At 69.3% G+C, this 13,938-nt stretch carries 6 protein-coding genes; all 6 read left to right on the plus strand.

Annotation, left to right across the window (positions count from 1 at the left end; genetic code table 11):
* Positions 1–1,072, plus strand: a 1,072-nt coding sequence (locus A5709_RS12585; protein WP_156768030.1) for an MMPL family transporter, incomplete at its 5' end; no start/stop codon positions are given.
* A 4-nt stretch (positions 1,073–1,076) separates the two neighbouring features.
* Positions 1,077–1,598 (plus strand): GNAT family N-acetyltransferase, encoded by a 522-nt coding sequence (locus A5709_RS12590; protein WP_067943900.1) that lies wholly within the window; start codon positions 1,077–1,079, stop codon positions 1,596–1,598.
* A 324-nt stretch (positions 1,599–1,922) separates the two neighbouring features.
* Entirely contained in the window at positions 1,923–2,966 is a 1,044-nt protein-coding gene (locus A5709_RS12595) for an FtsX-like permease family protein (protein ID WP_067943898.1), read from the plus strand.
* Between the two features lie 2 nt (positions 2,967–2,968).
* Complete coding sequence (locus A5709_RS12600; RefSeq protein ID WP_082953555.1) at positions 2,969–4,060, plus strand: ATP-binding cassette domain-containing protein; 1,092 nt, start codon at positions 2,969–2,971, stop codon at positions 4,058–4,060.
* Positions 4,057–10,902 carry a type I polyketide synthase gene (locus A5709_RS12605; RefSeq protein WP_068120142.1) on the plus strand — a complete coding sequence of 2,282 codons (6,846 nt, stop codon included), beginning with the start codon at positions 4,057–4,059 and terminating at the stop codon, positions 10,900–10,902. The genes A5709_RS12600 and A5709_RS12605 overlap by 4 nt, the downstream gene beginning before the upstream one ends.
* Positions 10,895–13,938, plus strand: a 3,044-nt coding sequence (locus tag A5709_RS12610; RefSeq protein ID WP_156768031.1) for an amino acid adenylation domain-containing protein, incomplete at its 3' end; no start/stop codon positions are given. The genes A5709_RS12605 and A5709_RS12610, both read left to right, overlap by 8 nt.

Genomic DNA, 13,938 nt, shown 5'->3' on the forward strand with positions numbered 1-13,938 from the left:
GTTGGGCGCGCCATTCCTCGGCATCAAATGGGGCTATCCCGACGATCGGGTGCTGCCGGCGTCGTCGTCGGCGCGGGCCGTGAGCGACCGGGTCCGGCATGACTTCGGTGCCGAGTCGGAAACCAGGGTGCGGGTCGTCATCCCCCGCGCCGACGGCCTGACGACGCGAGAGCTTGACGAGTACGCCGCCGGGCTGTCACGCGTGCCCGACGTCTCGGCGGTGTCGGCACCGACCGGAACCTTTCTCGCCGGTGAGCGCACAGGGCCGCCGTCGGCACCCGCCGGAATGGCGGACGGCAGCGCCTATTTGACGGTGTCCAGCAGCGCGCCGCTGTATTCGCCGGCCTCCGCCGCGCAGCTGGATCGCCTGCATGCGGTCCCATTGGCCGATGGCCGCCGAGTCGAGCTGGCCGGGATGGCCCAGATGAATCGCGACTCCGTCGAAGCGATTACGTCGCGATTGCCCTTGCTGTTCGGTTTCGTCGCTTGCGTCATGTTGGTGTTGCTTTTCCTGCTCACCGGCAGCGTGGTGCTGCCCGTCAAAGCGGTGCTGCTCAACGTGCTTTCGTTGACGGCGGGATTCGGCGCGCTGGTGTGGATCTTCCAGGACGGGCATCTGGGCGCGTTGGGCACCACCCCAACCGGCACGCTGGTGGCCAACATCCCGGTGTTGATGTTCTGCATCGCGTTCGGATTGTCCATGGACTATGAGGTGTTCCTGCTGTCCCGCATCCGCGAGTACTGGCTGGCGTCGAACCGCACGCGAGTCGACAACGACGAGAGCATCGCGCTGGGCGTCGCGCGAACGGGCCGGATCATCACGGCGGCAGCGCTGTTGATGTCGATCTCGTTCGCCGCGCTCACTTCCGCGGAGGTTTCGTTCATGCGGATGTTCGGCGTCGGTCTGACTCTCGCCGTGTTGGTCGACGCAACGTTGGTGCGCGTGCTGCTCGTTCCGGCCTTCATGCACGTCTGCGGCGGCCTGAACTGGTGGGCGCCCGCATCGCTGGCACGGCTCCGCCGGCGGGAGGACGCCCGAAGGGAATGTGTCGCGGTCAGAGGCGTTGGATGATCACGTGGCGTACCAATCAAGCCCGCCGGCCGCGAGCCACCAGCTGCGGTTCGTGTCGGCGACCCACGACGAACCGCTGGCGCGGCCACTGCTGGCCGAGCTGGCCGACGAGTACGCGCAGCGCTACGGCGGCACGCCCAGCACTCACCTGTCCTGGTTGCCCGTGCCCGAGGCCGAGTTGGCCCCGCCAGACGGCGGATTGCTGATCGGCGTGCTGGACGGCGTGCCCGTCACCGGCGGGGCATTCCGGCGCTATGACGCCGAAACCGCCGAGCTGAAGCGGATCTGGACCGACCGCGCCCATCGGCGCCGCGGGTACGCGCGGGTGCTGTTGGCGGCGCTGGAGGCGGAGACGGCCGCGCGCGGGTACCGCAGGCTCTACCTGATCACCGGCAACCGGCAACCCGAGGCCGAGGCGCTGTACGACGCGACCGGGTACACCCGGGTGCCCGCCGACCCGCTGCCGTCCTGGGGGCCGTTCGTCCCGATCGCGTTCGAGAAGTGGCTGGTTCCCGACGGCCAATGAGGTCGTGGATATCTGTGCGTCCCCACCGTGCCTTATTAGGCGCGCGGCTAATTGCACGCACCGTATTAGGTCATTGCGCTTATAGCCGCATTTCCCCCGATCGCGCGCCGTGCCGAATTGGTGCCTAAGCACCGTCTGACCTGCGGGAACGGCGCGGCGAAGGCGAATCCGGCCTGCCGGAAAAGCGGGGCGTAGGTCCGTCCGATCAAGGCCCTTCGGCTCTACGCGGTGCGCCGGCTCCCGGGCGAAGCTTGCTGGGAAAAGTAGATCGGAGGTCAAGCCGTGTGGGCTATTGATGGCTTGCAAGAGCGGCTGCGGACGCCGATGTTGATTACCGCCATTCGCGACGTGCAATGGCGGCGGCGGCGGTTCATCATCGCGGCCGTCGGCACCGGGATGGTATTCGCGATGACGCTCATCATCACCGGGCTGATGATCGGTACCCGGGTGGAGGCCGAGCGCCTGGTCGACTCGATCGGCATCGACCACTACCTCATCAAGGCGGGCGCGGTCGGACCCTTCATCGGTTCATCGAGGTTCCCGCAGGCGGAAGCCGAAGACGTCGCCCAGCTTCCCGGCGTCCAATCGGCGATCCCGGTGGTCTACGGCAACACGATCCTGCAAGACCGGCGCCTACCGGAAAACCTGAACGTCTACGGCCTGCCCGAGCAGGAGATGCCACCGATAGCGGCGGGGCGGGCACCGTCGAGCCCCGACGAGGTCGCCATGTCGACCACGCTGAAGCGATCCATCGGCGACAACGTCGAGGTGGGATCGCAGGTGCTGCGGATCGTCGGGCTGGTCAACAAGTCCACCACGCTCGCGGGCCAGCCCAATGCGTTTGTGACCGTCGCGACGGCGCAGCGGTTGATGTTTTCCGCCCAGCACGTGATCTCGGCAATCGGCTTGCGCGGCGTGCCCGCACAGGTGCCCGCCGGCTATCGCGTCGTGGATCGCGGCGCCGCGATCGATGACATGATCCGCCCGCTGCACATGGCCCGGCTGGCGATGTCGTACCTGGTGATCCTGCTGTGGGCGGTGGCCGCGTCGATCGTGGGATCGCTGATCTACCTGTCCGCGCTGGAACGCACCCGGGACTTCGCGGTGTTCAAGGCCCTCGGTGTCGCCACCCAGTCGGTGCTCGCCGGGCTCATGCTCCAGGCGGTGCTCGTAGCGGTGGTCGCGGCGATGCTGGGCGGGCTGCTGGCCGTGCTGCTCGGCCCGCTGTTTCCGATGCTCGTGGTGGTGACCCCCTCGGCCTTCCTGTCGCTGGTGGGGACCGCGGTGGGGGTCGGCCTGCTGGCGAGCCTGGCGGGATTGCGGCGCGCGGTCGCGATCGACCCGGTAATGGCGTTCGGGGCCGGATAGTCATGGGCGACTTGCGCATCAAGGATCTCGTCGTCGAATACTCCAACGGCGGCGAGCCGAACCGCGTCATCGACGGGCTGAACCTGGAGGTCGCGGCGGGATCACTGGTAATCCTGTTGGGCCCCAGCGGATGCGGGAAGACCACCTTGCTGTCGTGCATCGGCGGCATCCTCAGTCCGACCAGCGGGCGCGTCCAGGTCGGCGACACCGACGTCACCACGCTGGACCGCCGCAGGCTGACCACCTACCGGCGCCGCACCGTGGGCATCGTCTTCCAGTCGTTCAACCTGGTGGCAAGCCTTTCCGCGGTGGAGAACGTTGCGGTGCCACTCTGGGCGGCGGGCTGGTCACGGCGGGCGGCGCGCAAACGCGCCAAGGAATTGCTGGCCCGCGCCGGGCTGCAGGACCGCATGACGCACCGGCCCGCTGACCTCAGCGGCGGCGAGCGCGAACGGGTGGCGGTGGCCCGCGCGATCGCGTTGGACCCCCCGCTGATCTTGGCCGACGAACCCACGGCCCACCTCGACTATGCCCGCGCGGAAGGGGTGCTGCGGCTGCTCAGGGAGTTGGCCAGCGGTGAGCGCATCGTCGTGGTCGCCACCCATGACACGCGGATCCTGCCGTTCGCCGACCGCGTGGTCAGGCTGATGCCGGATGGACCCACGACCGAATCCGAGCCCGAAATGCTGCGCCTGGCAAGCGGTTCGGTGTTGTTCGAGCAGGGCAGCATGGGTGACCTCATCTACGTCGTCGCCGAGGGCGAACTGGAAGTCGTGCGCGAATCGGGCGACGGGACAAAGGAACTGGTCAAGGTCGCCACCCCCGGCGAGTACGTCGGGGAGCTCGGGCCGTTGTTCCGGATGGCCCGTTCGGCGACGGTACGGGCACGCACCGACGCGGTCGTCACCGGCTACACCGTCGAGCAATTCCGCGTACTGCTCGAGAGCTACACCGAAGGCATCCTGACGCGACCTAAAAGCACCGCGGGACACGGAAATACCAACCACAACCACTCACTCCTCGATGGGGTGACGCACATGTCACGGTTCGGCGAACAAGTCGCCGCTCCGGGGCCGACAGAGGGAACGAGATGAGCACCGCCGACAGGCCCCACGCCGAGCACGCAGAAACACCGGATGACGTGTCGTCGCTCATGGCGCCGACGCTGGTCGGACAACTGCGGCACCGGGCCGAACGCTATGGAGACAAGGTTGCGTTCACCTACTCTCGCGACGGCGAGGAAACCGACGTCACCAAGCTGACCTATCGCGAACTGGACAGCAGGGCAAAGCGGATCGCGGCCAACCTGCAGCGCCAGGGCGCCGCGGGCGAGCGCGTCCTGGTCCTCTGCCCGCCGGGCCTGGATTTCATCGCCGGCTTGTTCGGGTGCCTCTACGCGGGGGCGATCGCCGTTCCGGTGCACCCGCCGGCGCGCGAGCACCTGGTCCCACGCGTCGCCTCCATCGTCGCGGACGCCAAACCGCGCTTCGCTCTGTCGAACTCAGAGATGCAAGCGCGAATCAAGGCGACGGTGGACGGTCTGGTCAAGGGGCAGCCGTTGCGCTGGTTCGTCACCGACACGGGCGGCGACGAGGCGCAGTGGGTTCCGCCCGACATCGACGGCGGCACAATCGCGATGATCCAGTACACCTCGGGTTCCACGGCCGCACCGAAAGGTGTTGTGCTGTCTCACGGCAACCTCGTTCACAACCTGGAGACCATCCGCCAGTCGTGGAAGTCAGGATTCGACCGGGACGCATGCGGTGTGTTCTGGCTGCCGCCCTACCACGACATGGGTCTCATCGGCGGCGTCCTGGAGACCATTTATGTCGGCGGTAACTCGATCCTCATGCCGCCGAACGCGTTCATCAAGCGTCCGATGCGGTGGCTCGAGGCGATATCCCGGCACCGCGCCATGATCACCGCCGCCCCGAACTTCGCCTACGACCTGTGCATCGAACTCAGTACCCCTGAGGAGCGTGCCGCGCTCGATCTGTCCAACTGGGCGACGGCCATGTGCGGCGCCGAGCCGGTGCGTCCGTCGACCATGCAGGGCTTCGCCGAGGCGTTCGCCCCGGCGGGCTTTCGGCCGGAGGCGTTCGAACCGGTCTACGGGCTGGCGGAGGCGACGCTGCTGGTGTCCGGTGGGTCGGACTCCCCGGTCCCGGTGGTTCTGCACATAGACCGCGCGGCGCTGGGCAAGCGGCGGGTCGTCGAGATCGCGACGGAAGAGCCGAGCGCCTTGACGTTGGTCGGCTGCGGCCGGCCCCAGGGTGGCCAGGAGGTCATCATCGTCAACCCCGAGACCCGGCGGCCGTGCGGGCCCGACGAGGTCGGTGAGATCTGGGTCGCCGGACCGGGCGTGGCGCAGGGTTACTGGGGGAAGCCCGAAGAGACGGAAGAGGCACTGCGCGCGCATCTTTCGGACAGCGGCCGGGGCCCGTTCCTTCGCACCGGGGACCTCGGGTTCCTCCGCTCCGGAGAGTTGTTCGTGACAGGTCGCGTCAAGGATCTGATCATCATTCGCGGCACCAATCACTATCCCGAAGACATCGAGCTCACCGTGCAGGCCTGCCACCCGGCGCTGATGCGCGGCCGGGGTGCGGTCTTCTCGGTCGCGGCCGGAGCGGATGCCCCCGAACGGCTCGTCGTCGTGCAGGAGGTGAGCGGCTATCGGCTCGGCGACGCCGAACTGAGCCGGATCGTCGACACCATCCGGACCGCGATCACCGAACAGCATGAGATCCAGGCGGACACCGTTGTTCTGGTGGAGCCGTTGCGGATTCCCACCACGTCCAGCGGCAAGATCCAGCGGTCCGCCTGCCGGCAGCAGTTCCTCGACGGCCAGTTCGAGCCGGTCGCCGAATGGCGCGCGCCGCGGCCCGACATCCACCCGGCGACCGCCGCGCCGAATTCGGCCGGGCGCACCGTGAAGGAGATCCGGGAATGGTTGATCGCCCAGCTCGCTGGTGAACTCGGCATTCCCCAAACGGATATCGACCCGTCCATGCCGTTCGCCTACTACGGGCTCGATTCGGTCCGTGCCGTCCGGCTGACCGGCGCTCTGGAAACCTGGCTCGGATGCGAACTTTCGCCCACCATCGCCTACGAACACCCGTCGATCGACCTGCTCTCCCGCCATCTGGGCGGCAAGGGCACCGCGGTCGACCGCACCGCCGCAACCGTCGGTGAGAGCGGCCCGCCCGCCGCGGACGAGCCCATCGCCATCATCGGCATCGGGTGCCGTTTTCCGGGCGCCGACGGGCCGGCGGCCTTCTGGCGCGAGCTGTCGGAAGGCGTGGACGCGATCAGCGAGGTCCCGCCGGACCGCTGGGACGCGGATGCCTTCTACAACCCGGATCCGTCCGTCCCGGGCACCTCGGTCACCCGACGGGCCGGATTCCTGCCCGAGGTCGACGAGTTCGACTTCCAGTTCTTCGGCATCTCGCCCCGGGAATCGGCGCAGATGGATCCGCAGCAGCGGCTGATCCTCGAGGTGGCTTGGGAGGCATTGGAAGACGCCGGGCAGGTGCCGGAGCGGCTGGCCGGCAGCGACACCGGTGTGTTCGTCGGCATCGCGACCACCGACTACGCGAACCTGCGCGGCAACCAGATGCAGCTTGTCGACGCCTACACGGGCACCGGAAACGCGTTGAGCATCGCCGCCAACCGGCTGTCCTACTTCTACGACCTCCACGGGCCGAGCATGGCGATCGACACCGCCTGCTCGTCGTCGTTGGTCGCGGTCCACCTGGCGTGCCGCAGCCTGCGCGACGGCGAGTGCTCGGTCGCGCTCGCCGGAGGAGTGAACGTCATCCTGTCGCCTGCGCTGATGATCAACTTCAGCAAGTCCAAGGTGATGGCGCCCGACGGCCGCTGCAAGACGTTCGATGCCGGCGCGGACGGGTACGTGCGCGGTGAAGGCGCCGGGATGGTCGTCCTGAAGCCGCTCAGCCGGGCGCTGGCCGACAACGACCCGATCTACGCGGTGATCCGCGGCACCGCGATCAATCAAGACGGCCGGACCAACGGGCTGATCGCGCCCAACCGGCGAGCGCAGGAAGCCGTGGTGGCCGCGGCCTACCGCCGCGCCGGTATTTCCCCGGGCACCGCCCAATACGTCGAGGCGCACGGCACCGGAACGTTCCTGGGCGACGCGATGGAGGCGAACGCGCTGGGCACGGTGCTGGCGGAGGGCCGTCCGCCGGGCAGCCAATGCCTGGTCGGCTCGGTCAAGACCAACATCGGGCACCTGGAGGCGGCGGCCGGGGTGGCCGGGCTGATCAAGGTGGCATTGGCGTTGCAGCACAAGGAGATTCCGCCGAGCCTGAACTTCGCCGAACCCAACCCGGAGATTCCCTTCGACAGCCTGCCGGTGCGGGTGGCGACAACGCTGACCCCGTGGCCGAAAAACGGTGGGCGCGCGGTTGCGAGCGTCAGCTCGTTCGGCATGGGCGGCACCAACGCGCACGCCGTGCTCACCGAGGCCCCGCAGGCCCGGGCCGCCACGGCCGAGCGCGGCACGGCGCCGGATCGAGCCGAGTTGTTGCCGATATCAGCGCGGTCCCCCGAGGCCCTGGTCGCGCTGGCCGATCGGTACGAGTCGGCGCTGGCGTCCGGGGTGGCGCTCGCCGACCTCTGCTATACGGCCGGCGTGCGTCGCGGCCACTACGACCATCGGTTGTCCGTCGTCGCCGACACGCCGGCCGCGATGTCGGAGACCCTCGACGCCTACCGGCACGGGCAGTCACGGCAGGGGTTCGCCGTCGGGCAGTGCCGTCCCGGCCAGCGACCCAGGGTGGTCTTCGCCTTCCCCGGCCAGGGCTCCCAGTGGCACGGCATGGGGCGGCGACTGCAGGCCGAGGAGCCCGTGTTCCGCGACGCCTTGGCGGCGTGCGACCGCGCGCTCAAGCCCCACCTGGGACATTCCATCGTTCAGCTGATGGCCAAGGACGAGGAAATCACCGACATCAGCCTGATCCAGCCGGCGATCTTCGCCATGCAGGTCGCGCTGGCCGCCCTATGGCGCTCCTGGGGGGTTGAGCCGACCGCGGTGGTCGGGCACAGCATGGGTGAGGTTGCCGCGGCGCACGTCGCCGGTGCGCTGAGCCTCGAAGACGCCGCACGGGTGATCCGGTTCCGCTCACTGATGCTCCGAACCGTGCGCGGCCGCGGAACCATGATGGCCGCGGAACTCAGCCCCGCCGAAGCCCAGGAGCTCATCGCCGGCCAGGAAAGCAAGGTCTCGGTCGCCGCCAGCAACAGCTACCGATCGACGGTGTTGTCCGGGGATCAAAAGGTTTTGGCCAAGCTGATGGAGGCGCTGCAGCAGCGCGACCGGTTCTGCCGATGGGTCGACGTCGACGTGGCCGCCCACAGCCCGCAGATGGACCCGTTGGTTCCCGCTGTGCGCGGCGGGCTCGTCGGACTGCGGCCGACCGCACCGGCGATTCCCATCTACTCGACGGTGACCGGCGACCTGCTCACCGACCGCCTGGCCGACCCGGACTATTGGGCGGAGAACCTTCGCTCGCCCGTGCATTTCTCGCAGGCGCTGCGTCGGCTGCTGGAGGGCGGCCACGACGCGGTCGTCGAGATCAGCCCGCACCCAGTCCTGCTGAACTCGATCCGGGAGGACGCCCAGGACCTCGGGGTCAGTTGCGCCGCGCTGCCGTCGATGCGGCGTGACGACGGGGGGCGGGGGACCGCACTGTCGTCGCTCGGCACCCTCTACACCCTCGGTCAGCCGGTCACCTGGGAGGCGGTGTACCCCCCGGGCAGCCACTACGTGACCGCGCCGACCTACCCGTGGCAGCGGGTCCACTCCTGGTTGGACGTCGGGGCTATCACCCCGAACGGCACCGGCCCGCTACCGCGGGCCGCCGGTGCGACCGAGGGCGCGGGCTTGCGCGACCGGATGTATAAGCTGCGCTGGCAACCCGCCTCCAGTCCGGCGGACCGGGACGGGTCGAGCCGGCCGGACGAAGCCGGCAGCTGGCTCATCTTCAGCGACGGCGCGGCCGCCGCGGACACCCTCCGGAAACACCTCGAATCGCATTCTCAGCGGTGCGTCCTGGTCCAGCCGGCACCGGCCGGCGGAGGCTTCGAGCGTCTCACCCCGGACAGTTACCTCCTCGACCCCGCGCAGCCCGAACACTTCACACAGCTGCTCCAAGACGCCTTCACCGACGACCGGCCGCCGTGCCGCGGGGTGGTGCACATGTGGGACCTGCTGGCCGCACCGCCGGCCGACACGTCGCTCGAATCCCTGGATGCGGCAACCACTTTGGGCCCGTTGAGCGTCGTGCATCTGGTGCAGGCGCTGGCGCGGGCCGGTTGGTCGGCGACGCCGCGGCTGTGGCTGGTGACGCGGGGGGCGCAGGTGACCGATGCGGCCTCGGCGACCGAAGCCGTGTCGATCGCGCAGGCCCCGGTGTGGGGCATGGCCCGCACGATCGACCACGAGCATCCGGAACTCGGCTGCACCTGTGTCGACCTGTCCACCGACGGCGGCCCGGAAGAAGTGGACTCCCTGTTCCGGGAGGTGTGGGCCGATGAGCACGACGGCGACGTGGCGCTGCGGGGCGGCCACCGCTATGTCGAACGACTGACCCGCTACGACGAGCCGGAACCGTCCGAGACCGCGTCCTTCAAGGAAGACGCCACCTATCTGGTCACCGGCGGGCTCGGTGCGCTGGGACTCGTGGTGGCCAAGTGGATGGCCGAGCACGGCGCCCGGCACCTGGTCCTGATGGGACGTGGCGGCGCCTCGACGGAGGCGCAGGAGACGCTCGACGCCCTGCGCGCGGCGGGCACCGAGGTGACCATCGCAAAGGGCGACGTCGCCAAGGCCGACGACGTCGCGGCCATGCTGGAATCGATCGCCGAGTCGATGCCGCCGCTGCGTGGGGTGGTGCACGCGGCGGGGATCGCCGACGACGCCATTCTGCTGTGCCTCGACGAGGCGAAGCTGCGCGAGGTCATGGCGCCCAAGGTTCAGGGCGCCTGGAACCTGCACGCGCTGACCAAGGACGCCGACCTGGACCTGTTCGTGCTGTTCTCGTCGGCCTCGTCCCTGCTGGGTCCGCCCGGGGCGGCCAACTACGCGGCGGCGAACGCCTTCCTGGACGCGCTGGCGTGGCACCGGCGTGCCGAAGGCCGGCCGGCGTTGAGCGTGAACTGGGGGCCATGGGCCGGGCTCGGTTTCTTCACCCGGTCCGAGCTGCAGGACTACTTCGCCCAGTACGGCGTCGAGGCCATGTCCGCGGCCGACAGCCTCCGGGCGTTGTCGTCGTTGCTGGAGCGGTCGGCCACGCAGGCCGTGGTTCTCGACATCGACTGGGCGGTCTGGCAACCCGACTTGCAGCCGCCGCTGCTCGCGGAACTCGGAATCGCGCCCTCGCCCGACAAGCCGCAGGCGGAGCCCGCGCCCGGGCCGGGGGCCGGTCTGCTCGAAGCGCTGCAGGGCGCGACGCCGGAGGAGCGCCAACGGCTGCTGGAGACGTACCTGTCCGAGCTCGCCGCCGGCAAACTCGGTCTGACACCGGCGAACCTGGACAAACAGACACCGCTGAACACCCTCGGCGTCGACTCGCTCATCACGCTGGAGCTGCGCATGCAGGTCGAACGCGACCTGGGCCTCGTCGTGCCGGTCACCCGGCTGCTGGAGGGGCCCAGCGTGGCCAGCCTCGCCGAATGGCTGCGCGAACATCTGCCGGAGCAAGCGACCGGCGCACCCACCACGCACGAGGCGGTGCCGCGGCAGGCCACCCCGGAGCCAACGGTCCACCAGCACGCCGACGGCGCGCCGTCGGGCGGCATCGACCTGCTGACCCGGGTGCCGGAGCTCTCCGACGCCGCCGTGGACGAACTGCTCCAAAAGGTGTTGGACGAACGGGGCGCCGAACTCGCGGTGAAGGACGGCGGCGATGACTGACAAGCCGGTCGACATATCCGGTCTGTCCCCGGAGAAGAAGCGCGCGCTGCTCGCCCAGCTGCTGATGGAGAAAGCCGAACAGTCGGCCTCGGTGCATCCACAGTCGTACGGCCAGCGATCGATGTGGTTCATTCACAAGCTCGCACCGGCAAGCGCCGCCTACAACGTCACGTATGCCGGGAGGATCCGCGGCGAACTCGACGTCCCGGCGCTGGAACGCGCGGCGCAGGCGCTCGTCGACCGGCATCCCGCGCTACGGACCACCTACGCCGAGCGCGAAGGGCAGCCGGTCCAACTCGTTCATCCGCAATGGCCGGTGCGCATCGCCAGGGGCCGCCTCGGCCCGGGTGAGCCCGAGGTCGACGAGTGGATTCGGCGCGAGACCGACACCCCCTTCGACCTCTACACCGGCCCAGTGCTGCGGCTGACGCTGCTCGAGCGCACACCCGAGGAACATGTGTTGCTGTTGGGCTTGCACCACATCGCGGTCGACTTCTGGTCCATCGACATCATCCTCGACGAACTGCGCCTGCTGTACGCCGCCGAGCACGGCGCCGCCGCGCCTCCGCCACCCGCGGAAAGCTTCGTCGACTACGCCGAGCAGCAGGCCCAGATGCTCGCGGGTCCCGAGGGCGAGGACCTCTGGGCCTACTGGCGGGATCAGTTGGCCGGCGAACTGCCGGTCCTCCAATTGCCCACCGACCGGCCGCGACCCGCCGTCCAGACCTACGCGGGCACCGTGCACCGGTTCACCGTCGACCCCACCGTGACGACGGGAATCATCCAACTGGGCCGCAAGGTCGGCGCGACGCCCTACATGACGCTGCTGGCGGCCTATGCCACGTTGCTGCACCGCTACAGCGGCCAGGGCCACCTGGTGATCGGCTCGCCTTTCGCCTGCCGCGACCGGGTCGCGCTGGAGGGGCTGGTCGGCTACCTCACCAATCCGGTGGCCCTGCGCGCGGACCTGCACGACGACCCGACGTTCATGACCCTGCTCGGCCGCGTCAAGGACACCGTGCAGGGCGCCCTCGAACACCAGGACTACCCCTTCGCGCTGCTCGTCGAGCGGCTTCGGCCGCCGCGCGACCCGAGCCGCACGCCACTGTTCGGAGTCTCGTTCGCCTGGGAGCAGACGCGCCGCTTCACCGACGACCCCGTTCCGGAACACGGCGGGCTTCCGCTCGAGACACTTCATGTCGGGCAGGGCGGCGCGCCGTTCGACCTGATGATGGAGGTCGGCGAACACGACGGAAAGCTCTCCGGCGTACTGCAGTACAACACCGACCTTTTCGACGCCGCCACCATCGAGCGGCTGGCCGGCCACTTCGCCACCCTCCTCGGCGGCATCGTCGCCGACCCGGACCGGCCGGTCTCCCAGCTGCCGCTGCTCACCGAAGCGGAGCTCCGCCAGCAGGCCGCCTGGAACCAAACCGAGGTCGACTACCCGTATTCCGAGGCTCCGGCCTGCCTGCACGAGATGGTCGCCGCGACGGTCGCGCGGACCCCGGACGCCGTCGCGGTGACGCATGACGACCGCGAATTGACCTATGCGGAACTCGACCGCCGCGCCAACGGCCTGGCCCACCGGCTGCGCGAGCTCGGCGTGGGACCCGAGACGGTAGTGCCCGTCCTGCTGGACCGCTCCGAGGACCTGGTTGTGGCCGTGCTCGGCGTCCTCAAGGCCGGGGGCGCCTTCATGCCGCTGGACTCCGCGCAGCCCGCCGGGCGCATGGCCGCGATGCTGGACGACGTACCGGACGCACCGGTTTGTGTCACCCACCGCGCCAACCTGGTGCACCTGCCGCCGGGCTTCACCGGTCACCGGCTCTGCCTGGACGAACCGTCGGCGCCGTCGGGCGAGGACACCGCCCCGGCGTGCGAGACGACGCCGGCCAACCTCGCCTACGTCATCCACACCTCGGGTTCGACGGGTAAGCCGAAGGGAACGCTCAACACCCACGCCGGTATCCGTAACCGGCTGCTGTGGATGCAGGACGCCTACCGGCTGACCGCCGACGACCGGGTGCTGCACAAGACACCGGTGAGCTTCGACCCGTCCGTCTGGGAGCTGTTCTGGCCCCTGATCGTCGGGGCCAGGGTGGTCATCGCCAAACCCGAGGGCCACAAGGATGCCGCGTACCTGGTTCGGACCATCGTCGAACAGCGCGTCACCACAATGCATTTCGTGCCCTCGATGTTGCGCCGCTTCCTCGCCGAGCCCGGGGTGGCCGCGTGCACCGCACTGCGCCGGGTGATCTGCAGCGGCGAAGCGCTGCCCTATGACCTGCGCGACCACTTCATGGCCACGCTGAACGCCGAGCTCTACAACCTCTACGGGCCCACCGAGGCGGCGATCGACGTCACCGCATTCCACTGCGAGCGAGGCGAATCCGGCACGCTGGTGCCGATCGGGCGACCGATCGCCAACATCCGCGCCTACATCCTGGACGCGCACCTGCAACCGGTGCCGATCGGTGTGCCCGGCGAGCTGTACATCGGCGGCGTGGGGCTCGGCCGCGGCTACCTCAACCGGCCGGATCTGACGGCCGCCATCTTCGTGGCCGACCCGTTCGGCGGCGATACCGCGCACCCCGGCCAGCGGCTCTACCGCACGGGCGACCTGACCAGGTATCTGCCCGACGGCAACATCGACTACCTGGGCCGCATCGACTTCCAGGTCAAGATCCACGGCTTCCGGATCGAGCCGGGCGAGATCGAGGCCGCGCTGGGCCAACACCCCGCGGTGGCCGAGAACGCGGTGGTGATCAGAACCGACAGCCGCGGAAACCCCATCCTCGTCGCGCATGTCGTGCCGGCCGGCGGCGCCGCTCCGTCGACAGCGGAGTTGCGCCGGTTCCTGCTCGACCTGCTGCCGGCCGCCATGATGCCCGCGGTCTTCGAGGTGACGGACGCGCTGCCGCTGACGTCGAGCGGAAAGGTGGACCGCAAGTCGTTGATGGCGGCCGACAGGGCATCCGGGCCGCAGGAGCCGGCGTTCGTCGCTCCGCGCACGCCCACCGAACAGCTGCTGGC

Source organism: Mycobacterium sp. E1386 (genome assembly GCF_001672745.1).
Classification (GTDB): Bacteria; Actinomycetota; Actinomycetes; order Mycobacteriales; family Mycobacteriaceae; genus Mycobacterium.

Excerpts from the sequence above, each read along its gene's own strand:
- A5709_RS12595 (WP_067943898.1), top strand. The coding sequence starts at position 1,923 with ATGTTGATTACCGCCATTCGCGACGTGCAATGGCGGCGGCGGCGGTTC.
- A5709_RS12600 (WP_082953555.1), top strand. The coding sequence starts at position 2,969 with ATGGGCGACTTGCGCATCAAGGATCTCGTCGTCGAATACTCCAACGGC.
- A5709_RS12605 (WP_068120142.1), top strand. The coding sequence starts at position 4,057 with ATGAGCACCGCCGACAGGCCCCACGCCGAGCACGCAGAAACACCGGAT.